General features: G+C 71.2%; 18 protein-coding genes. 8 read left to right on the forward strand and 10 right to left on the reverse strand.

Annotated features, from left to right (window positions below; genetic code table 11):
- The first annotated feature begins 75 nt into the window (after positions 1 to 75).
- The 3 genes from GTY96_RS33805 (at position 76) to GTY96_RS33815 (ending at position 3,142) form a co-directional block, all read left to right on the forward strand.
- A complete protein-coding gene (locus GTY96_RS33805) occupies positions 76 to 1,014 on the forward strand; it encodes an SH3 domain-containing protein (RefSeq protein ID WP_161666871.1) in 939 nt (312 codons plus the stop codon).
- Between the two features lie 71 nt (positions 1,015 to 1,085).
- Complete coding sequence (locus GTY96_RS33810; RefSeq protein ID WP_143905209.1) at positions 1,086 to 2,582, forward strand: anthranilate synthase component I family protein; 1,497 nt, start codon at positions 1,086 to 1,088, stop codon at positions 2,580 to 2,582.
- Positions 2,579 to 3,142 (forward strand): anthranilate synthase component II, encoded by a 564-nt coding sequence (locus GTY96_RS33815; protein ID WP_161666872.1) that lies wholly within the window; start codon positions 2,579 to 2,581, stop codon positions 3,140 to 3,142. Before GTY96_RS33810 ends, GTY96_RS33815 begins: the two co-directional genes overlap by 4 nt.
- A gap of 3 nt (positions 3,143 to 3,145) precedes the next feature.
- Here GTY96_RS33815 and GTY96_RS33820 read toward each other — a convergent pair whose 3' ends face one another.
- From GTY96_RS33820 to aroF, 9 genes are all read right to left on the reverse strand, one after another.
- Positions 3,146 to 3,742 (reverse strand): histidine phosphatase family protein, encoded by a 597-nt coding sequence (locus tag GTY96_RS33820; protein ID WP_143905207.1) that lies wholly within the window; start codon positions 3,740 to 3,742, stop codon positions 3,146 to 3,148.
- A 44-nt stretch (positions 3,743 to 3,786) separates the two neighbouring features.
- Positions 3,787 to 4,335: a GNAT family N-acetyltransferase gene (locus tag GTY96_RS33825; protein WP_143905206.1), complete on the reverse strand. Its 549-nt coding sequence runs from the start codon at positions 4,333 to 4,335 to the stop codon at positions 3,787 to 3,789.
- Positions 4,336 to 4,345: 10 nt separating this feature from the next.
- On the reverse strand, positions 4,346 to 5,137 hold the full coding sequence (trpA, locus tag GTY96_RS33830; RefSeq protein WP_143905205.1) for a tryptophan synthase subunit alpha: 792 nt from the start codon (positions 5,135 to 5,137) through the stop codon (positions 4,346 to 4,348).
- Entirely contained in the window at positions 5,134 to 6,339 is a 1,206-nt protein-coding gene (gene trpB / locus GTY96_RS33835) for a tryptophan synthase subunit beta (protein ID WP_143905204.1), read from the reverse strand. The genes trpA and trpB overlap by 4 nt, the downstream gene beginning before the upstream one ends.
- A 4-nt stretch (positions 6,340 to 6,343) precedes the next feature.
- On the reverse strand, positions 6,344 to 6,982 hold the full coding sequence (locus GTY96_RS33840; protein ID WP_143905203.1) for a phosphoribosylanthranilate isomerase: 639 nt from the start codon (positions 6,980 to 6,982) through the stop codon (positions 6,344 to 6,346).
- A complete protein-coding gene (locus GTY96_RS33845) occupies positions 6,979 to 7,794 on the reverse strand; it encodes an indole-3-glycerol phosphate synthase TrpC (protein ID WP_161666873.1) in 816 nt (271 codons plus the stop codon). Before GTY96_RS33845 ends, GTY96_RS33840 begins: the two co-directional genes overlap by 4 nt.
- Positions 7,791 to 8,561 carry a hypothetical protein gene (locus GTY96_RS33850; RefSeq protein WP_161666874.1) on the reverse strand — a complete coding sequence of 257 codons (771 nt, stop codon included), beginning with the start codon at positions 8,559 to 8,561 and terminating at the stop codon, positions 7,791 to 7,793. The genes GTY96_RS33845 and GTY96_RS33850 overlap by 4 nt, the downstream gene beginning before the upstream one ends.
- Before the next feature lie 89 nt (positions 8,562 to 8,650).
- Positions 8,651 to 9,667, reverse strand: coding sequence for an anthranilate phosphoribosyltransferase (gene trpD, locus GTY96_RS33855; RefSeq protein WP_161666875.1), 1,017 nt, complete (start codon positions 9,665 to 9,667; stop codon positions 8,651 to 8,653).
- Between the two features lie 3 nt (positions 9,668 to 9,670).
- Positions 9,671 to 10,696: a 3-deoxy-7-phosphoheptulonate synthase gene (gene aroF / locus GTY96_RS33860; RefSeq protein WP_143905199.1), complete on the reverse strand. Its 1,026-nt coding sequence runs from the start codon at positions 10,694 to 10,696 to the stop codon at positions 9,671 to 9,673.
- 191 nt (positions 10,697 to 10,887) lie between these two features.
- On the opposite strand from aroF, the gene GTY96_RS33865 reads away from it, so the two are divergent.
- The 4 genes from GTY96_RS33865 (at position 10,888) to GTY96_RS33880 (ending at position 16,613) form a co-directional block, all read left to right on the forward strand.
- Positions 10,888 to 12,138 (forward strand): NAD(P)/FAD-dependent oxidoreductase, encoded by a 1,251-nt coding sequence (locus GTY96_RS33865; RefSeq protein ID WP_201756644.1) that lies wholly within the window; start codon positions 10,888 to 10,890, stop codon positions 12,136 to 12,138.
- Positions 12,139 to 12,351: 213 nt separating this feature from the next.
- Entirely contained in the window at positions 12,352 to 14,823 is a 2,472-nt protein-coding gene (locus tag GTY96_RS33870; protein WP_161666877.1) for a S8 family serine peptidase, read from the forward strand.
- A gap of 80 nt (positions 14,824 to 14,903) precedes the next feature.
- Positions 14,904 to 15,557, forward strand: a complete 654-nt coding sequence (locus GTY96_RS33875) for a CPBP family intramembrane glutamic endopeptidase (RefSeq protein ID WP_235686061.1) — start codon at positions 14,904 to 14,906, stop codon at positions 15,555 to 15,557.
- A gap of 24 nt (positions 15,558 to 15,581) precedes the next feature.
- Entirely contained in the window at positions 15,582 to 16,613 is a 1,032-nt protein-coding gene (locus tag GTY96_RS33880; RefSeq protein ID WP_161666878.1) for a 2-dehydropantoate 2-reductase, read from the forward strand.
- Between the two features lie 96 nt (positions 16,614 to 16,709).
- Here the strand turns inward: GTY96_RS33880 and htpG are convergent, their stop codons facing one another.
- Positions 16,710 to 18,692, reverse strand: a complete 1,983-nt coding sequence (gene htpG / locus GTY96_RS33885; RefSeq protein ID WP_161666879.1) for a molecular chaperone HtpG — start codon at positions 18,690 to 18,692, stop codon at positions 16,710 to 16,712.
- Positions 18,693 to 18,824: 132 nt separating this feature from the next.
- On the opposite strand from htpG, the gene GTY96_RS33890 reads away from it, so the two are divergent.
- Positions 18,825 to 20,537, forward strand: coding sequence for a dipeptidyl-peptidase 3 family protein (locus tag GTY96_RS33890; protein ID WP_161666880.1), 1,713 nt, complete (start codon positions 18,825 to 18,827; stop codon positions 20,535 to 20,537).
- Positions 20,538 to 20,546: the final 9 nt, after the last annotated feature.

The raw sequence follows: 20,546 nt of genomic DNA on the forward strand, positions 1-20,546 counted from the left end.
GGGACCGGAGGGCCCCTTGGATGGCCTGCGCGAACGGGGGATAAACCCAGAGCCCCTCTTCGCCAGGACCCCTTCGTGACGCCAACGCCCGCGCTGCTCCTGTGTCTTGCCCTCACGCAGTCCGAACCGCCTCCCGCGTCGGTGCTCGAATACAGCGGGCCGATGAGCGAGGAGTCGGGAGCGGTGGATCGGGAGGAGATCCAGTTCACCGCGTTCGCGCCGGGACAACTGCTCTACCTGGGCGTGGATGAAGCGAACCTGCGCGCGACCGCGGCGGCGGATGGAGCCCGCGTCCAGACGCTGATGCTGGGCACGCCCGTTCGCGTGATGGCGGCGGGGACCCGGGCGACGGTGGGCGAGTACGTCAACGCCTGGTATCAGGTGTCGGTCGTGGACGCGCAGGCCCCGCAGGGGACAGCGCCCGTCACGGGGTGGCTCTTCGGGAACACGCTCACGCCGTTCCGCTTCGAGGCCGACCTGGATGGCGACGGCGAGCTGGAAGTGGCCACGGTGGTGATGAGCAATGAGTTCAAGGCCCGCGTGCGCGTGCTGGAGCCGAACGTGAAGCCGCCGCGCCGGGTGAGCAGCGTGGACGTGGACGTGGCGTCCACGGTGTATGGCGGAGGGAGGGGCGGTCCGGTGGACGTGAAGCTCCTCCCCGCGAAGAAGGCGGGCGTGCCGCTGTTGCAGTTGGACTCCGCGCCGGAGCGCTGCGGCGACTTCGTCACCTCGTATGTGAGCTACACGGGGACCGGCGGCAAGAAGGGCGTGCTCGGCAAGGCGCGGCTCGCGCTGGTGCTGGGCGGACTGAAGGATCCTCCGAACGAGAGCACCTTCAAGGTCTCCTTCCAGGCCGCCAAGAAGCAGGTCCTGGTGACCCGGACGACCATCGAGGAGGAAGAAGGACAGCCCCAGAAGGTTACGGAGCGCAAGGTGTATCAGTGGCAGGACGGCGAGTACGCCGAGGTCAAGAAGCCCGCCTCGCCGGACGCCGTGTCGGAAGTGAAGCCGTAGACGCAGGGCCCGGAAGGCCGGGCACCCGGGCGCCCCTCCGGGTGGTGGATGAGGGGCCAGGGCAATCGACCATGGATGCGCAGGAGCGGAAGGCAGCCTACCGGCAGCGCGCGGAAGCAGGCCAGGCGGTGCCGGTGTCGGTGGAGCTGCCGGCGGACCTGGATACGCCGCTGTCGGCATACCTGAAGCTGGGCGGCGGTGGCCGCGGCTTCATCCTCGAGTCGTGCTACGGCGGCGAGCGCTTCGGGCGCTACAGCCACGTGGGCGCGAATCCCGCGGGCCGCGTGCGGCTGGACGCGGACGGGCTCACGTTGTGGCGGGGCTCGCACGAGGAGCGCCGTGAGGGCCGCCCCCTGGATGTCCTGCGCACCCTGTGGCGCGAGCTCTCCGTGGCCACGCTGCCGGGTGAAGCGCCCTTCCTGGGCGGACTCGTGGGTTACCTGGGCTACAACGCCACGTCGTGGTTCGAGCCGCGCGTGCCGGACCGGCACCCGCGCGATACCGGCTTCCCGGACTCGGAGTGGCTGGTGGCCGAGGACTTCGTCACCCACGACACGCGCACCCAGACGCTCAAGGCCATCGCCATCGCGCGGCCCGCGCTGCATGGCAGCGTCGAGCAGGCGCTGAAGGACGCGGAGGCCCGCGCGGAGGCGATGGCGCAGAAGCTGCGCCAGCCGCTGCCGCAAGAGGCCTACGCACCCGCGCCTTCGCAGAAGAACGCCGCCGCGCCCGTCGCGTGCTGGGACCGCGAGGGCTACGCCGCGGCGGTGGAGAAGGTGAAGGAGTACGTGCGCGCGGGCGACTGCTTCCAGGCGGTGCTCGCGCGGAGGTTCGAGGCGAAGGGCGCCATCCCCCCGCTGTCGCTCTACCGGGCGCTCCGGCGGGTGAACCCGTCGCCCTACCTGTTCCTGGTGGACCTGGGCGAGGCGCGAGCGCTGGTGGGCGCGTCGCCGGAGCTGCTGGTGCAGGTGCGTGACGGAGACGTGGTGGTGCGGCCCATCGCGGGCACGCGCCGCCGGGGCGGCTCCGAGGCCGAGGATCAGGCGCTGGAGAAGGAGCTGCTCGCGGACGAGAAGGAGCGCGCCGAGCACATCATGCTGGTGGACCTGGGGCGCAACGACGTGGGCCGGGTGGCGGCCCCGGGCACCGTGCGCATCGAGGACCTGATGATCATCGAGCGCTACAGCCACGTGATGCACATCGTGTCCCAGGTGCGCGGCAAGCTGGACACGACGCGCTTCGATGCGCTGGATGCGCTGGCGAGCACCTTCCCGGCGGGCACCGTGTCGGGCGCGCCCAAGATTCGCGCGATGCAGATCATCGACGAGCTGGAGCCCATGCGGCGCGGGCCCTATGCCGGCGCGGTGGGCTACCTGTCCTTCTGCGGCACGCTGGACGTGGCCATCGCGCTGCGCACCTTCTTCGTGGATGGCGACCGCACGATGTGGACCGCCGGCGCGGGGCTGGTGGCGGACTCGGAGCCGATGAAGGAAGCGGACGAGACGGAAGCGAAGGCGGGGGCCATGGCGGCCGCGCTGCGCCTGGCGCGCGAGGGAGGTGGGCGGTGATCCTCGTCATCGACAACTACGACTCCTTCACGTTCAACCTCGTGCAGCTGCTCTACACGCTGGGCGCGGAGGTGAAGGTCGTGCGCAACGACGCGCTGGATGCCGCCGGGGTCGCGGCGTCGGGCGCGTCCCATCTGGTGGTGTCGCCGGGGCCGTGCACGCCGCACGAGGCCGGGGTGAGCGTGGCGGCCATCGCCCAGTCGCGAGTGCCGGTGCTGGGCGTGTGCCTGGGACACCAGTCCATTGGTGCGGCCTTCGGAGGGCAGGTGGTGCGCGCGCCGGAGCCCGTGCACGGCAAGGCCGCGCGCATCCGGCATGACGGCACCGGCGTGTTCACGGGCCTGAGCCAGGGCTTCCAGGCGGCGCGGTACCACTCGCTGGTGGTGGCCGCGGAGTCGCTGCCCCCGGAGCTGGAGGCCACGGCCTGGAGCCAGGACGGGCTGGTGATGGCGCTGCGTCACCGGACGCGGCCGGTGGTGGGCCTCCAGTTCCATCCGGAGAGCGTGCTGACGCCGGAGGGCCCGGCGCTGGTGCGTAACTTCCTGGAGGGCCGGCGGTAGCGCCTACTCCTTCAGGTGCGTGGTGTCGTTCCATCCCGAGAGGACCGGTTGACTGCGGCCGGCCTCGAAGCCCAGGACGCTGATGGAGGCGGTGCTCAGGTGGAAGAGCCTGCCGTCGTCCGGGGGCAGGCCCAGCCAGCGCGCGGCGAGGATGCGCAGCAGGTGTCCGTGGGAGAAGAGGAGCACGTCGTCCTGGAGGGCGCGCGCCTCCGCGATGACGCGGTCCGCGCGGGCGCCCACCTGCTCCATCGTCTCCCCGTTGGGGACGCCGTCGTTCCACAGCGTCCAGCCCGGGCGCGTGGTGCGGATGTCCGCGCCGGTGCGGCCCTCGTAGTCGCCGTAGTTGAACTCCATCAGGTCGTCGCGCTTCTGGGCCACGTCGCCGTAGCCGGCGAGCACGCAGGTCTCCAGGGCGCGGGTCAGCGGGCTGGTCCACACGGCGGCGAAGCGCCAGGCGCGCAGGGGCACGCGGAGGCGCTCGCCCATGAGACGGCCCTCTTCCACGAGGGGCAGGTCGGTGCGGCCGGTGTGCTGGCCGCTGCGGCTCCACTCCGTCTCACCGTGACGGACGAGGACCACCTGGGGCGCGCGAGTGTTCATGGCGCCAATCTGTGTCAGCCCGTGGCGGGACGGGAGGGAAAAGTTCAGCGCTCCCGCTTCCGTGTTCGCCACTCCTCACGACTCTGGCCCCAGATCTCCACGGGGTGGTCGTCGTAGGGCGCGGGCAGCGCCCCCATGCGCAGGAAGCGCGAGCCCAGCCGCTCGGCCACCTTCTTCGAAGGCGTGTTCTCCGGGGAGATGGAGTGGATGACCTCCGTCCACCCGAGCGTGTCGAAGGCCCAGTCGATGGTGGCCGTGGCGCCCTCGGTCGCGTAGCCCTTGCCCCAGGCCTCGCGCGGCATCCCCCAGCCGACCTCGGTGCCCGGCCAGCCCTCCGGCTTCCAGGGCCCGAGCCGGCCCACCCACTTCCCGGTGGACTTCTCGAGCATGGAGAACATGGCGTAGCCCTGGAGCGCCCACGAGCCGGCCATGGCGCAGACCGCGCGCCACACGGAGGAGCGCGGCTGGAGTCCGCCGATGTACTTCGCGGCCTCCGGGTCCGCCATCATCGCCGCGAAGCCGTCCAGGTCGTCGAGCGTGGGGGGACGCAGGATGAGGCGAGGGGTTTCGAGTGTGGGGCCCAGGGTTGGCATGGGGCGGATTCTAGCGCTTCAGGCCCTGCTTGATGTCCGCGCAAAGCCGCCGCGCCGCGCCCGGGCCATCCGTGTACGCGGCGCGCACCAGGGCGCTGCCCACCACGACGCCGTCGGCGTGGGCCACCAGCGTCCGGGCCGTCTCCGCGTTGGAGATGCCGAAGCCCGCGACCACGGGCACGGACGCGGCCCGGCGCACCAGGTCCAGCCGCTGAGACAGGTCCGGCGGCAGCTCCGAGCGCATGCCGGTGACGCCCGCCACGGACACGCAATAGACGAAGCCCCGGGCGTCCTTCGCGATGGCCTCCGCCCGCGCGGGCGGCGTCGTGGGCGCGCAGAGGGGGATGAGGTCCATGCCTTCCCGGTCGAACGCGGCGCGGATGCCCGCGCTCTCCTCGGGGGGCAGGTCCGGGAGGATGGTGCCCACGATGCCCCGCTCGCGCGCGAGCTTCGCGTAGCGCTCTTCTCCCAACGCCATCACCACGTTGACGTACGTCATGATGACCAGCGGCGTCTCCGGGCAGCGGCGGCGCACCTCGGGCACCACCTCGTCCAGCACGCGGCGCAGGTTGGCGCCCGCCTTGAGGGCCCGCTCCGACGCGGCCTGGATGACGGGGCCGTCCGCGATGGGGTCGCTGAACGCCACGCCAATCTCCAGCACGTCCGCGCCGCCCTCCACCATCGCCGCGAACACGTCCACGGACCGGGGCAGGTCCGGGTCTCCCGCCATGGCGTAGGCCACCAGCGCGCCCTCGCCCCGGGCCTTCGCGCGGGCGAACGCCTTGCCCAGTTCTCCGCTCATGACTTCACCCCCGTCGCCGGAGGCACACCCCGCGCGGAGATGGTCGCCACGTCCTTGTCGCCTCGGCCCGAGCAGTTGATGATCAAGTGTTGACCCTTGCCCATGTCACGGGCCAGGGAGCGCGCCGCCGCGAACGCATGCGATGTCTCCAGCGCGGGGAGGATGCCCTCCGTGCGCGCGACTTCGTAGAAGGCGGCCAGGGCCTCGTCGTCCGTCGCGGTGCGCACCTCCATGCGCCCCGTCTTCGCCAGGTGCGCCAGCTCCGGCCCCACGCCCGGGTAGTCCAGGCCCGCGGAGATGCTGTGCGCCTCTTGAATCTGGCCGTGCTCGTCCTGGAGGACCAGGGAGCGCGAGCCGTGCAGCACGCCCTCCGTGCCCAGGGTCAGCGACGCGCCGTGCTGGCCGGACTGGAGGCCGTGGCCCGCCGCTTCCACGCCCACCAGCCGCACCGCGGTGTCCGGGATGAAGGGGTGGAGCGCGCCGATGGCGTTGGAGCCGCCGCCCACGCACGCGATGATGGCGTCCGGCAGCCGGCCCAGCGCGGCGAGCGTCTGGGCGCGAATCTCCCGGCCGATGACGGATTGGAAGTCGCGCACGATGGTGGGGTAGGGGTGGGGACCCGCCGCGCTGCCGATGACGTAGTAGGTGTCCTGCACCTGCGACACCCAGACGCGCATGGCCTCGTTCATCGCGTCCTTGAGCGTGCGTGAGCCGGACTCCACCGGCCGCACCACCGCCCCCAGCGCGCGCATGCGGAAGACGTTGAGCGCCTGCCGCTCCACGTCCAGCGCGCCCATGAACACCTCGCACGGCAGGCCGAAGAGCGCGCACGCGGTGGCGGTGGCCACGCCGTGCTGGCCCGCGCCTGTCTCCGCGATGATGCGCTTCTTGCCCATGCGCCGGGCGAGCAGCACCTGGCCCACGGTGTTGTTGATCTTGTGCGCGCCCGTATGGGCCAGGTCCTCGCGCTTGAGCCACACCTGGGCGCCGCCCCAGGATTCGGTGAGGCGGTGCGCGGGCGTCAGCGTCGTGGGCCGCCCCACGAACTCGCGCAGCACGCGGGTGACTTCGTCTCCGAAGCCGGTGTCCTGCTGCGCCTTCGCGTAGGCCTCTTCCAGCTCCAGCAGCGCCGGGACCAGGGTCTCCGGCACATAGCGTCCGCCGTAGCGGCCGAAGCGGCCCACGGCAGTGTCCGTCGTCATGGCACTAACTCCAGAGGTTGAGGGACCGGACGGTGCGCACGAAGGCGCGCACCGCATCCAGGTCCTTGATGCCAGGGGCGGACTCCACGCCGCTGGCGACATCCACGCCGTAGGGCCGGGTGGCCATCACGGCCTCGGCCACGTTCGAGGGCTTGAGGCCGCCGGCGACCAGCACGGGTGCGCCGCAGTCTCCCAGCTGCTTCACCAGCGACCAGTCGAAGGTGACGCCGCCACCGCCGTAGCCTGGGGCCGCGCCGTCCAGGAGCAGCCCCGCGACGTCGCCCACGCCGACGTAGGCGCGGGCCCGGGCCACGTCCTCGGGCCCGCGTACGCGCAGCGCCTTGATGACGGGCACGCCGTAGCCAGAGCAGGCCTCGGGCGGCTCGTCGCCGTGGAGCTGCACGGCGGTGAGGCCGCACTCGCGCACACGAAGGCGGATGTCGTCCGGCTTCGCGTTGACGAACACGCCGACCACCGCGCCCAGCGGAGGCCGCGTGCGCGACAGCGCCGCCGCCGTGGACAGGTCCACGAAGCGGGGCGAGCCCGGATGGAAGTTGAGCCCCATCGCGTCCGCGCCCGCGGCCCAGACGCCCCGAGCATCCTCGAGGCGCGTCACGCCGCAGACCTTGACGGTGACGTTCACGCGCCGCCGCCTTCCAGGCCGAGCAGCCGGCGCAGGGCACGGCCTGGATCCGCGTCGCGCAGGAGCGATTCGCCCACGAGGACGGCGTCGGCGCCCGCGTCGCGTGCGGCGGTGAGGTCCATCAGGTGCTTGAGGCCGCTCTCCGCCACCAGCGCGGTGGAGCGGGAGCGCAGCGCGGGCATCACCCGGAGCGCAGTGCCGGTGTCCGTCTTCAGCGTGGCGAGGTTGCGGTTGTTGAGGCCGATGATGGAGGCGCCCGCGGCGAGCGCGCGCTCGGCGTGCGCCTCCGTGTGGGCTTCCACGAGAGCGGCCACTCGCACCTGCTTCGCCGCGGCGACCATTTCGCGCAGGAGGGAGTCCTCGAGCGCGTCCGCGATGAGCAGCACCGCGTCCGCGCCCCAGGCCGCGCTCTCCTCTACTTCGCTGGCGGCGACAAGGAAGTCCTTGCGCAGGACGGGGATGCCGACGGCGGTCCGGACCGCGACGAGGTCCTCCAGGCTGCCGCCGAAGTCCGGCCCATCGGTGAGCACGCTGATGGCGCAGGCGCCCGCGGCTTCATAGGCCCGGGCCACCGCGACCACGTCCGCGTGAGGGAAGGCGCCGCCCGATGGGCTCTTGCGCTTCACCTCCGCGATGACGTTGACAGGGGTCCCGGGGACGCGGCGCACCAGTGCCTGCGCGAAGTCCCGCGTGGGGGGATGCGAGCCGTGCGCGGGGGCAGGGCGGGTTCCCAGCTCCCGGCGCTTGCGCGCCATGATGACGTCCAGCGTGCCGGGGGCTTCCGCCGTGGCGGTGTTTGAGGAGGCCGTCATGACAGGCTTCCTCGCTTCATAGGGGCATGCGTCTTCACTCGGTGCTCGATGCCGAAGGTGGCCATCCGCTTCATGGTGGGTGCGGCGGTCGTCAAGGCTGTGCCCTCCGCACCACGACGCGTCTTCGTCTTCGCTGGGCCCCAGGTGATGGCGGCCGCTGCTCGCTTCGCGATGGAGTCGGCGGTCGTCATGGCAGTGCCCTCCGCACCATGACGCGTCTTCGTCTTCGCTGGGCCCCAGGTGATGGCGGCCGCTGCTCGCTTCGCGATGGAGTCGGCGGTCGTCATGGCAGTGCCCTCCGCACCATGACGCGTCTTCGTCTTCGCTGGGCCCCAGGTGATGGCGGCCGCTGCTCGCTTCGCGATGGAGTCGGCGGTCGTCATGGCAGTGCCCTCCGCACCATGACGCGTCTTCGTCTTCGCTGGGCCCCAGGTGATGGCGGCCGCTGCTCGCTTCGCGATGGAGTCGGCGGTCGTCATGGCAGTGCCCTCCGCACCACGACGCGTCTTCGTCTTCGCTGGGCCCCAGGTGATGGCGGCTGCTGCTCGCTTCGCGATGGAGTCGGCGGTCGTCATGGCAGTGCCCTCCGCACCATGACGCGTCTTCGTCTTCGCTTGGCTCCAAGTGCTGGAGGCCACCTCCCGCTTCACGATGCAAGCGGCGGTCGCCAGGGCAGTGTCCTTCGCACCATGACGCGGATCCATCGCCACCTGATGCCAGGTGCCGGAGGCTCCCGCCTGCTTCGCGCTCGAAACGGCGGTTGTCATGGCCGCCGCCCGCGTGTCAGAGGCGCGCGCTGACAGGTTGCCTCGGGGACTGAGGGCTACCGCTGCGTGGGGATCAAGAGCGCGCGCCGTCATGCCGCGGCCTTCTGGATGAGCGCGGTCAGCTTTTGCTCGGCGGCCCCGGAGTCGATGGCGTGTTCCGCGCGCTTCACGCCGTCCTTCAGCGTGTCCACCAACCCCACGATGAGCAGCGCCGCCGCCGCGTTGAGCAGCACCGCCGTGCGCACGCCGTCGCGCTCGCCCGCGAGCAGCGCGCGCAGCCTCCGGGCGTTCTCCTCCGCGTCGCCTCCCGCGATGGACTCGCGCGCCACCGTGGACAGGCCCGCATCCTCCGGCGTCACCGTGAAGCGGCGCACCGTGCCGTCCGCGCACAGCTCCGCGACCTCCGTGGGCGCGCACGGTGAAATCTCATCCAGTCCGTCGTGCCCGTGCACCACCCATGCACGACGGCTGCCCAGGCGCCCCAGCACGCGCGCGGTCTGCTCCACGCGCTGTTGGTCGAAGGTCCCCAGCAACTGGTAGCGCGCCCCCGCCGGGTTCGTCAGCGGCCCCAGAAGGTTGAACACGCTGTGGAAGCCCAGGTCCCTGCGCGCCTGCGCCACGTGCCTCAGCGCGCTGTGGTGCGACGGCGCGAAGAGGAAGCCCACCCCGTGCTCGTCGATGTCGCGCGCCACCTGCGCGTGCGCCCGCTCCATGGAGACACCCAGCACCGCGAGCACATCCGCGCTGCCACAACGACTGGAGACCGCGCGGTTGCCGTGCTTGGCCACCGTCACCCCCGCCCCGGCGGCCACGAAGGCCACCGCGGTGGAGATGTTGAAGGTGTGCGCCCCGTCACCCCCCGTACCGCAGGTGTCGAGCACCACCTCCGCCTGGGGAGAAATCTTCGCCGCGCAGGCCCGCATGGCCTCCGCCGCGCCGAGGATCTCGTCCTCGGTCTCCCCCTTCATGCGCAGCGCCGCCGCCAGCGCGCCTACCTGCGCGGCGGATGCCTCGCCCGCGAGCATCTGGCCCATCACGGAGGCCATCTCCTCGCGGGAGAGGTCGCGCCGGCCCACCACCCTGCCCAGCGCTTCCTTGAGGGTCATGGTCTATCCCAGCCGGACCACTTCGCGTCCCATCGCCTGCGCGATGGCACGCACCTCGCCCATGGCCTTCTCGAACTCGGAGAAGTCCAGCGACTGGAAGCCGTCCGACTTCGCGCGCGGCGGATCCGGGTGCACCTCGACGATGATGCCGTCGGCGCCCGCGGCGATCGCCGCCCGCATCATCGCCGGCACCGCCTTGCGCACGCCGATGCCGTGCGAGGGGTCCACGAAGACGGGCAGGTGCGTCAGCGCCTTGAGCATGGGCACCGCGTTCAGGTCCAGCGTGTTGCGGGTCATGTTCTCGAACGTGCGGATGCCACGCTCGCAGAGGATGACCTGCGTGTTGCCCCGCGCGACGATGTACTCGGCCGCCATCAGGAGCTCCTTGATGGTGGCGCTGATGCCGCGCTTGAGCAGGACGGGCTTGCGCGTCTCGCCCACCGCCTCCAGCAGGCTGAAGTTCTGCATGTTGCGCGCGCCAATCTGCAGGATGTCGGTGTGCTCCGCGACGGAGGCCAGCGTCGCCGTGTCCTTCACCTCCGTGGTGACGAGCAGGCCCGTCTCCTGGCGTGCCTCCGCCAACAGCTGGAGGCCGTCGCCCTTGAGGCCCTGGAACTCATAGGGGCTGGTGCGCGGCTTGAACGCGCCGCCGCGCAACATGGTCGCGCCGGCCTTCTTCACCGCCTGGGCGGTGGAGATGATCTGCTCGCGCGACTCCACTGAACAGGGGCCCGCGATGACGTGGATGGCGGCGCCACCAATGGTGAGGTCGCCCACGCGCACCAGGCTGTCCTCGGGCTTCACCTCACGGCTGACCAGCTTGAACGGCTGGGAGATGGAGACCGCGTCCGCGACGCCGGGCAGCACGCGGAAGGGTTCGGGCTCCACCGCGCCCGGGTTGCCGGTGATGCCGATGGCGGTGCGGGAGCCTCCAGGGATCGCGTGAGGATGCCAGCCACGGCGGCGGATCTCGTCGTTCACACGCTCGATGTCCTGGGCCGTCGCGTCGGGTCGCATCACGATCAACATGGGGGACTCCTGCTCTTTCTCTCTCCAAAAGTCACACGGGCGGATGCCCGTGTGGGTCGTGCCGGGGGCGTCGGGCCCCTGCTCAACGTTTGCCGCAACTGTCGGATGCCCGCAACCGCTCCCGAGTCTCGCTTGCACGTCCTGGCGTTATCAAGCCAGGGTCCGAACGCTTGCTGGACTGGAGGCGGACCATGGCGAAGCGGCCCGGGGTCATCGTCGTGGGGGGAGGGCTCGCGGGTCTGGCGTGCGCGAACGCCCTCCTCGAGGCGCGCGTGGATGCGCACGTGCTCGAAGCAGCGGAGGCGCCGGGCGGCCGGGTGCGCACCGACTCTTACGAGGGCTTCCTGTTGGACCGGGGCTTCCAGGTGTACCTCACGGCCTACCCGGAGGGGCAGCGGGTGTTGGACCTCCAGGCCCTGTCACTCCACCGTTTCATCCCGGGCGCCAAGGTGTGGCGGGGTGGGCGGCTGCACACGGTGGCGGACCCATTGCGGCATCCGGTGGCGGCGGTGTCGCATCTGTTCGACGCGGTGGGGGGACTGGCGGACAAGCTGCGGGTGCTGGAGCTGCGTCAGCACGCCACGTCGGGTGAGCTGGAGGACGTGTGGCAGCGGCCCCAGCAGGACTCGCTGCGCTTCCTGCGCGACCTGGGCTTCTCCGACGAGATGCTGGACGCGTTCTTGCGGCCCTTCTTCGGCGGCATCTTCCTGGAGCGACAGCTGACGACGTCCAGCCGGATGCTGGAGTTCGTGTTCCGGATGTTCTCCCAGGGGCACGCGGCGGTGCCGGAGCGGGGCATGGAGGCCATCCCGGCGCAGCTGGCGGCGAAGCTGCCGTCGGGGGCGCTGCGGATGCGCGTGCGGGTGGCGGAGGTGTGGGGCCACCGGGTGCGGCTGTCGGACGGGGAGATGCTGCACTCGGATGCCGTCGTCGTGGCGACGGATCCCGGCACGGCCGCGTCGCTGCTCGTGGGCATGCCGTCCCCCGTGATGAACCCGGCGACGTGTCTGTACTTCGCTGCGCCGGAGCCGCCAGTGGAGGGGCCCTGGCTCACGCTCAACGGCGACGGGCAGGGCCCGGTGAACAGCGTGGCGGTGATGAGCGAGGTGTCCCCCGCCTACGCACCCCAGGGGCAGTCCCTGGTGTCCGTGTCGGTGGTGGATGACGACGGCGACGCCGAGTCCTTGGAGGCGCGCGTGCGCGCGCAGCTCGCGGAGTGGTTCGGCGCGGCGGTGCCCGCATGGCGGCACCTGCGCACGTATGCCATCGCGCAGGCCCTGCCCGCGCAGCCGCCCGCGGTGCTGGGGGAGCCGCACCGGCCCGTGCGCCTGTCCGCGGGGCTCTACGTGTGCGGCGACCATCGCGAGAACGCCTCCATCAATGGAGCGCTCATGTCGGGGCGCCGCGCGGCGGAGGCGGTGTTGCAGGACCTGGGACGGTAGCCCTCCGAGGGCGGGAGACCCTCACCCAAGGACAGCTCTCACCGGGTCGCGCGAGGCGGCATGTTGCCTGCGAGGCCACACGCTCCCCGGAGGATTGCGACCCATGTGGAAGCGCGCGGAGCGACCGGCCAGCCAGACATTGGACGGCTGGACGCACTGCCCGCAGCGGACCTAGGGTCGGACGCACACTCTCCTCGTCCAAGGATTCCGTTCATGTTCCGCCGCCTTGCCCTCTTGGGGTTGCTCGGTCTCGTGGCCTGTACCGGCGACAGCAATGATGATGACGACACCACCTCGACGAAGGGGACCGTCACCGGCACCCTCCAGCCGTTCCAGGCCGGGTCCGCCGCCGCGTTGAGCGCGCCCTCGTCGCTGGATGCCTTCTTCTCCCTGCCGGGGGCGAAGAGCCTGTCTCGGAAGGTCGCCGACGCGCTCGCCGCTCGCGGCGTGTGGCGCACGGGCATCCCGTCCAAGCCCCTGACGCAGCAGTCGTCGCTGATGCCCGGGGAGATCATCGTCCGCTTCGACACGCCCGACCTGTCCGCGGAGGAGGCCGTCGCGCGGGCGCGCGTCGCCGGCTACCACGTCGTGCACCAGGCCTTCCTGAGCGACACCCAGCACCTGCTGCGCTTCGAGGTCAGCCAGCCCCAGGCGATGGCCAGCGGCACGCCCAACGTGCGCGCGCTCACCGAGGCGGAGCACGTGCGCGTGCTCCAGCAGGTCCAGGCCGTGGAGGGCGTGCGGTACGCGGAGAGCAACCTGCGCGTGCGGCCGCTCGCGGTGCCCAATGATCCGCTCTACTCGCGGCAGTGGCACTACGCGAACATGAACCTGCCGGCGGCCTGGGACCTGGGCACGGGCAGCCCGTCCATCGTCGTGGCGGTGGTGGACACCGGCATCACGAAGCACCCGGACCTGAACTCGCGCATCCTCCCGGGCATCGACCTCATCTCCAACCCCGCCTCCGCGGGCGACGGCGACGGCGTGGACTCCGACCCGACGGACCAGGGCAAGGACCTGCCCAACGGCGGCTCGTCGTACCACGGCACGCACGTGGCCGGGACCATTGGCGCGCTGTCCAACAATGGCGTGGGCGTGGCGGGCGTCACCTGGAGCGGCCAGAACATCCTGCCGGTGCGCGTGCTGGGAACCCAGGGCGGCACGCTGGCGGACATCATCGCGGGCGTCACCTGGGCGAGCGGCGGCAACGTCACCGGCGTGCGGCTGAACACCACGCCCGCGCGGGTCATCAACATGAGCCTGGGCGGCAACGGCAGCCCGTCGCAGGCGTTCCAGGAGGCCATCGACCAGGCCGTGGCGCGCAAGGCCATCCTCGTGGTGGCCGCGGGCAACGAGAACGAGAACACCTCCAACAGCTTCCCGTGCAACCAGCAGAACGTCATCTGCGTGGGCGCGGTGCGCTTCAACGGCAAGCGCGCCAGCTACTCCAACTTCGGCGCGCAGGTGGACGTCATGGCCACCGGCGGCCAGACGAGCGAGGACCGCAACGGAGACGGCTTCCCGGACGGCGTGCTGTCCACCCTGCCCAACAGCAGCAACCAGCCTTCGTATGACTGGTACCAGGGCACCAGCATGGCCACCCCGCACGTCGCGGGCATCGTCGCGCTGATGCTGGCGCAGAACGCCGCGCTCTCGTCGGCGGACGTGGAGAACATCCTGAAGGACACCGCGGACGCGACGAGCAAGTGCTCCGAGGGCTGCGGCGCGGGCCTGGTGGACGCGTACGCCGCGGTGCTGCGCGCCAAGGGCGGCGGGGATCCGACGCGGCCCCCGAAGCTCGCCATCAGCACCACGCAGCTGGCCTTCACCGGGGCGGCCTCCCAGGCGCTGACGGTGCGCAACAACGGCGGTGGCACGCTGCAGGTGAGCGTCGCCGTCTCCGGCGCCAACGCCTCCGCGGTGTCCGTGTCCAACAGCACGCTGTCCATCCCCGCGTACAAGTCCGCGACGCTGAACGTGAGCGTCAATCCGGGCTCGCTGGCGGTGGGCACCTACCTGGCGCAGGTGGACCTCACCGGCGCTTCGGGCGCGGGCTCCGCGCAGGTGCTGGTGAAGTTCCGCGTGGGCGCCACCGAGACGAAGGACGCGGTCCTCGCGTTCGCCTACCTGGATGCCGCGGGCGAGGTGCAGATCGACGACGACGGCATCGGCACGGTGTCCGCGGCCGGCGGGTACAACTACAGCACGAAGATCACCGCGCGCGACTACCTGGTGCTGGCGTGCATCGACGACACCGGCGAAGGCGACTACTTCGACGACGGCGACCGCGTGGGCTTCTGGCGCGACACCACCCAGGTGGAGACCGTGACCGTCACCAAGGGCCAGACGACCAGCGGCATCAGCTTCACGCTGGTCCCCTACCAGGCGGACCAGGACGAGCATCCCAACACGACCATCGGGCAGCCCTGCACCAGCAGCAGCCAGTGCGGCACCAATGGCCTGTGCGCGACGGGGAGCTACTTCCCGGGGGGCTACTGCACCCAGAGCTGCCTGTCCGCGAGCTGCCCGTCGGGTTCGGCCTGCTACAGCAGCACCGACGGTACCAGCGCCTATTGCTTCGCGTCCTGCACGCCGCCGTCCTCTGGCAGCGCCCAGGGCACGTGCCGCGCGGGCTACGTGTGCAGCGACGACGGCGCGGGCAAGGGCGTGTGCCTGACGCCGTGAGGTGAAGTCCCGTCCGCCGGCGGCGCGCGTGTGAACGTGCCCGCCGGCGGCCTCCGCGCCGGGGTACGCTGCCGCGCGCGATGAGCGTCTCTTCCGTTGCACCGCCGGCTCCGGAGGGCGCGGCCCAGACCGCGTGGCGGGCCGTGGCCATCGGTGGCGTGCTGGCCTGGACGGCGCTGGTGCACGCGCATCCGCCCCGCTTCTTCACCGTCGCTTCCGCGTTCTGCGCCCTCTGGCTCGCGGTGACGTGGCGGGCGATGGGGCCCTGGCGCAGGCCGCCTCCCACGCTGTCGCTTTTGGATGCGGCGTGGGGCGGGGCGCAGGGCGTGGTGCTGTACGTGGGCGCGCGGGTCTTCCTGTGGGCCTTCTGCGGCGGCTTCACCGACGCGCTCTGCGAGCCCCTGCACGCGGTCTATTCGACGTTCGGAACGGGGTCTCCGGGCATGGCCCTGGCCCTGGTGCTGCTGCTCGTCCCCGCGGAGGAGTTGTTCTGGCGGGGCTGGGTGCAGGGCGCGCTGCGTCCCCGCCTGGGCCGGTGGGGGGCGGTCGCCGGGTCGGCGGTGGCGTCCAGCCTGGTGCTGCTGGGCTTCGGGGAGCCGCTGCTGGCGCTGGCCGCGCTGCCCACGTCGCTCGCCTGGGGAGCGCTGGCCGAGTGGCGCCGGACGCCGCTGGCGTCATGGTTGAGCCATGCACTGTGGGACGTGCTCATCGTCGTGGTGTGGCCCGCGACGTGAGGGGGCGTGACACAATGCGCGCCCATGGCCTCGTCCCCTGAAATCGGTGTCTTCGGCGCGGGCAGCATCGGCTGTTACGTCGGTGGCCGGCTCGCGGCGACGGGCGCGGCGGTGCGCTTCGTTGGCCGCGAGCGCGTGGTGGAGGAGGTCCGCGCCCACGGGCTGCACCTGACGGACTGGCGGGGCGCGGACTTGAAGGTGCCCGCGGCGGAGGTGCGCATCGGCACGGAGCCGGAGGCGCTGGCCACGGCGGACCTGGTGCTCGTCACGGTGAAGTCCGCGGCGACCGAGGAGGCGGGGCGGACGCTCGCGTCGTGGCTCAAGCCCGGCGCCAGCGTCATCAGCTTCCAGAACGGCTTGCACAACGCGGAGGTGCTGCGCGGCCTGCTGCCCGGCCGCACGGTGCTCACCGGCATGGTGCCCTTCAACGTCGCGGCGCAGGGGAGGGGCGGCTTTCACGCGGGCTCGGAGGGCACCCTGGAGGTGGCCCGGCACGCGGCGCTCGCGCCCTTCCTGGAGGACTTCGCCCGGGCGGGGCTCCCGTTGAAGCAGCACGCGGACATCCTCGCGGTCCAGTGGGCGAAGCTGCTGTTCAACCTCAACAACGCGCTCAACGCGCTGGCGGACCTGCCGTTGAAGCAGGAGCTGTCCCAGCGCGCCTGGCGGCGGTGTCTGGCGCTCGCGCAGGCAGAGGCGCTGGCGGTGCTGGACCGGGCCGGGGTGAGGCCCGCGAAGCTGACGCCGCTGCCGACGCACTGGGTTCCGGCCCTGCTGAAGCTGCCGGACGCGGTGTTCTCCGTGCTCGCGAAGAAGATGCTCGCCATCGACCCCAAGGCGCGCTCGTCCATGTGGGACGACCTGCACGCGGGCCGCAAGACGGAGGTGGACTTCCTCAACGGCGAGGTCGTCCAGCTCGCCCGGACGCAGGGCCTGTCCGCGCCGGTGAACGCCCGCCTCGTGGCGCTCATCCGCGAGGCGGAGCGCGGCGACCGCCGGGCGTGGACCGGTGAAGCGCTGCTCGCCGACCTGACGGCCGCGCAGGCTTCGAAGGGGTAGGGCTCGAGGCGCCGTACCCGGGAGCGTGGCGGGCCTTCCGACCCGCGCACGCCCGTGCGCTCCGTCCTCAGGGGGCGGGGGCCCCGCCCCCAAGGCTCAGGTGGACGGCGACGTCTCCGCCGGAGCGCTGGCGGCGGGCGGCGGCACCTGGGCCGCGCTCGGTGCGCCGGGCCCCGCGCTCGTGGCCACCTGCGTGAGCAGCGCCGTCATCCGCCGGGCGAAGCGGTTCGGGTCGCTCAGCGGGCTGCCCTCGGTGAGCAGCGCCTGGTCGTGGAGCAGCTCGATCCACTCCCCCACCTGCGGCGTGGACGGGTCGCGGGCGATGAGGCCGCGCAGGTGCTCGATGACCGGGTGCTTGGGATTGACCTCCAGGATGCGCTTGACGCGCGGCATCCCCTTGCCGCGCTCCTTGAGCAGGCGCTCCAGGTACGCCGGCGTCCCGCCCTCCGACACCACGAGGCACACCGGCGAATCCGTGAGGCGGTCGGACACGCGCACCTCGCGCACGTCCTCCTTCAGCACGTCCTTCATCTTCTCCGTCAGGCCCTTGAGCCCTTCGGACTGCTGCTCCTTCGCCTTCTTCTCCTCGTCCGTGGACTGGAGCTTCAGGTCCGCGTTGAGCGCGGACACCAGCGGCTTGCCCTGGAAGTCGCGCAGGCCCTGCGCGGCCCACTCGTCCACCGGGTCCGTCATGAAGAGCACCTCGTAGCCGCGCTGCTTCAGCGCCTCCAGGTGCGGGCTGTCCGCCACCGCCTTCCGGCTCTCGCCGTAGACGTAATAGATGGCCTCCTGGCCCTCCTTCATGCGGCCCACGTAGTCCGCCAGGGACGTCAGCCCCTCCTCGCGGGAGGACTCGTAGCGCACCAGCGCGCCCAGCTTCTCGCGGTACTCCGTCTCCAGCGTCAGGCCTTCCTTCACCACCGTGCCGAAGGACTCCCAGAACGCGCGGTAGTCGTCCGGCTTGTCCTTGGCCAGCTTCTCCAGGAGGTCCAGCGACTTCTTCACCACGTGCTTGCGGATGGCGCGCACCACCGCGGAGTCCTGCAACATCTCACGCGACACGTTGAGCGGCAGGTCGTCCGAGTCGATGACGCCGCGCACGAAGCGCAGCCACTGCGGCACCAGGTCCTCGCAGCGGTCCATGATGAACACGCGCTTGACGAACAGCCGCACGCCGCGCTGCTGCTGCGAGTTCAAGTCGAACGGCGGGTGCTTGGGCACGAAGAGCAGGCCGGTGAACTGCTGCGTGCCGTCCGCCTTGAAGTGCGTCCACGCCAGCGGCTGGTCGAAGTCGTGCGTCAGGTGCTTGTAGAACTCCTGGTACTGCTCGTCCGTGATGTCGCTCTTCGGACGCTGCCAGAGGGCGCTCGCCTTGTTCACCACCTCCAGCGCCGCTTCCGTGGCCTGGGTGTCCCCGCTGCCCACGTGCTTGGTCACCTGGAGCTTGATGGGGTGGCCCACGTAGTCCGAGTACTGGGTGATGAGCTGGCGCAGCTTCCACTCGTCCAGGAACTCCTTCTGGTCCGGCTTCAGGTGCAGCGTGATGGCCGTGCCGCGCGTGGCCTTCTCCGCGGGCTCCACCGTGAACGTGCCGTGCGCCTCCGACGCCCACTTCCACGCGGACGTCTCCCCCGCGGCGCGGCTCACCACCTCCACGCGGTCCGCCACCAGGTACGCGCTGTAGAAGCCCACGCCGAACTGGCCGATGAGCTGCATGTCCTTCTGGCCCTTCTGCGCCAGCGCCTGGAGGAACTCGCGCGAACCGGAGTGCGCGATGGTGCCCAGGTTCTTCACCAGCTCGTCGTGCGTCATGCCGATGCCGGTGTCCTCCAGGGTGAGGGTCCCCTTGTCGGCGTCCGGGACGATGCGCAGCTCCAGCGTGGGCTCGTCCTTGAGGAGGTCCGGCTCCGTGATGGCGCGGAAGCGCAGCTTGTCCAGCGCGTCGGACGCGTTGGACACCAGCTCGCGCAGGAAGATCTCCTGGTGGCTGTAGAGCGAGTTGATGACCAGGCTCAGCAGCTGCTGGATCTCCGCCTGGAATGAGTGGGTTTCCCTCTGGGGGTGGGTCTCTGCGGACATGAAGGCCTCCGGGCGCTGACGACACGCGCCAATGCCTTCCCCATAACCATGCCCGCCGGCTTGTCGAGAAGAGGGAATCCATGTCCCACCCTTCCGCTGGGAGGCGGGGGCGGGTTGGGGTAGGGAAGGGGCATGCCCAAGTCCCGAACCCTCCTGCCCCTGCTCGGCGCGATGCTCCTGTCGGGCACCGCCCCCGCCGCGGAAGCGCCCGCCCGCCTGCCCGATGCCCCGACGCTGAAGCGGATGACCGCGCGCTTCGCCCCGGTGGACCTCAAGGTGGACGTCTCGAAGCTGCCGGACGCGGAGAAGCGCGCCCTGGCCAAGGTCATCCAGGCCGCGAAGTTGATGGACCCCCTCTTCCTGCGCCAGGCCTGGGCGGGCAACGAGGCGCTGCTGCTGGACCTGGTGAAGGACACGACGCCCCTGGGCAAGGAGCGGCTGCACGCGTTCCTGCTCAACAAGGGCCCCTGGTCGCGCCTGGACGAGGCGAAGCCGTTCCTGCCCGGCGTGCCGCCGAAGCCGGACGAGGGCAACTTCTATCCCGCGGGCGCCACCAAGGCGGAGGTGGAGGCGTGGGTGAAGAGCCTGCCGGAGGCGCAGCAGCACGCGGCCACGGGCTTCTTCACCACGCTGCGCAAGGCGCCGGACGGCAAGTTCGTGACCGTGCCCTACAGCGTGGAGTACCAGGGCGAGCTGGCCATGGCCGCGCAGCTGTTGCGTGAGGCGGCGGCGCTCACCCAGCAGCCCACGCTCAAGGCCTTCCTGGAGAAGCGCGCGGAGGCGTTCCTGTCCAACGACTACTACGCGAGCGAGGTCGCGTGGATGGAGCTGGACGCGAGCGTGGAGCCCACCGTGGGCCCCTATGAGGTCTACGAGGACGGCTGGTTCAACTACAAGGCCGCGTTCGAGGCGTTCATCGGCCTGCGCGACGACGCGGAGACCCAGAAGCTGGCGAAGTTCAGCGCGGAGCTCCAGGAGCTGGAGAACAACCTCCCCATCGAGCCCGCGCTGCGCAACCCGAAGCTGGGCGCGCTGGCCCCCATCCGCGTCATCAACAGCATCTACTCCTCCGGCGACGGCAACCGGGGCGTGCAGACGGCGGCCTTCAACCTGCCCAACGACGAGCGCGTGGCGGCGGAGAAGGGCACCAAGCGCGTGATGCTCAAGAACGTGCAGGAGGCCAAGTTCCAGCGCGTGCTGCTGCCCATCGCGAAGGTGGCGCTGCCCGCGAAGGACCGCAAGGACGTGTCCTTCGACGCCTTCTTCACGCACATCCTGATGCACGAGCTGATGCACGGCCTGGGGCCCCACAACGTCACCGTGGCCGGGAAGCAGACCACGGTGCGGCAGGCGCTCCAGGCGTCCTCCAGCGCCATCGAGGAGGCCAAGGCGGACATCTCCGGCCTGTGGGCGCTCCAGCGGCTGGTGGACAAGGGCACGCTGGACAAGGAGCTGCAGCGGACCATGTACACGACGTTCCTCGCGTCCGCGTTCCGCTCCATCCGCTTCGGCATCGACGAGGCGCACGGCAAGGGCATCGCGCTGCAGCTCAACCACTTCCTGGACACCGGCGCGGTGAAGGTGAACGCGGACGGCACCTTTGAAGTGGTGCCGGACAAGATCCAGGCGTCCGTCACGTCGCTGACGAACCAGCTCATGGCCCTCCAGGCCCAGGGCGACCGCGCGGCCGCGGAGGCGCTGCTCGCGAAGCAGGGCGTGGTGCGGCCCTCCGTGCAGAAGGTGCTGGAGCGGCTGAAGAACGTGCCGGTGGACATCGAGCCGCGCTACGTCACGGCCGACGCGGTGGTGAAGGACTTCGGCGCCCCGGCGTCGGGGACGAAGTAGCGTCCGCCG

The sequence above is a fragment of the Corallococcus silvisoli genome, from assembly GCF_009909145.1.
Classification (GTDB): Bacteria; Myxococcota; Myxococcia; order Myxococcales; family Myxococcaceae; genus Corallococcus; species Corallococcus silvisoli.

Excerpts from the sequence above, each read along its gene's own strand:
- trpA (WP_143905205.1), bottom strand. The coding sequence starts at position 5,137 with ATGAGCGGAGAACTGGGCAAGGCGTTCGCCCGCGCGAAGGCCCGGGGC.
- GTY96_RS33870 (WP_161666877.1), top strand. The coding sequence starts at position 12,352 with ATGTTCCGCCGCCTTGCCCTCTTGGGGTTGCTCGGTCTCGTGGCCTGT.
- GTY96_RS33820 (WP_143905207.1), bottom strand. The coding sequence starts at position 3,742 with ATGAACACTCGCGCGCCCCAGGTGGTCCTCGTCCGTCACGGTGAGACG.
- GTY96_RS33845 (WP_161666873.1), bottom strand. The coding sequence starts at position 7,794 with ATGACGGCCTCCTCAAACACCGCCACGGCGGAAGCCCCCGGCACGCTG.
- htpG (WP_161666879.1), bottom strand. The coding sequence starts at position 18,692 with ATGTCCGCAGAGACCCACCCCCAGAGGGAAACCCACTCATTCCAGGCG.
- GTY96_RS33825 (WP_143905206.1), bottom strand. The coding sequence starts at position 4,335 with ATGCCAACCCTGGGCCCCACACTCGAAACCCCTCGCCTCATCCTGCGT.
- trpD (WP_161666875.1), bottom strand. The coding sequence starts at position 9,667 with ATGACCCTCAAGGAAGCGCTGGGCAGGGTGGTGGGCCGGCGCGACCTC.
- GTY96_RS33810 (WP_143905209.1), top strand. The coding sequence starts at position 1,086 with ATGGATGCGCAGGAGCGGAAGGCAGCCTACCGGCAGCGCGCGGAAGCA.
- GTY96_RS33875 (WP_235686061.1), top strand. The coding sequence starts at position 14,904 with ATGAGCGTCTCTTCCGTTGCACCGCCGGCTCCGGAGGGCGCGGCCCAG.
- GTY96_RS33865 (WP_201756644.1), top strand. The coding sequence starts at position 10,888 with ATGGCGAAGCGGCCCGGGGTCATCGTCGTGGGGGGAGGGCTCGCGGGT.
- GTY96_RS33880 (WP_161666878.1), top strand. The coding sequence starts at position 15,582 with ATGGCCTCGTCCCCTGAAATCGGTGTCTTCGGCGCGGGCAGCATCGGC.
- trpB (WP_143905204.1), bottom strand. The coding sequence starts at position 6,339 with ATGACGACGGACACTGCCGTGGGCCGCTTCGGCCGCTACGGCGGACGC.
- GTY96_RS33850 (WP_161666874.1), bottom strand. The coding sequence starts at position 8,561 with ATGACAACCGCCGTTTCGAGCGCGAAGCAGGCGGGAGCCTCCGGCACC.
- GTY96_RS33890 (WP_161666880.1), top strand. The coding sequence starts at position 18,825 with ATGCCCAAGTCCCGAACCCTCCTGCCCCTGCTCGGCGCGATGCTCCTG.
- aroF (WP_143905199.1), bottom strand. The coding sequence starts at position 10,696 with ATGTTGATCGTGATGCGACCCGACGCGACGGCCCAGGACATCGAGCGT.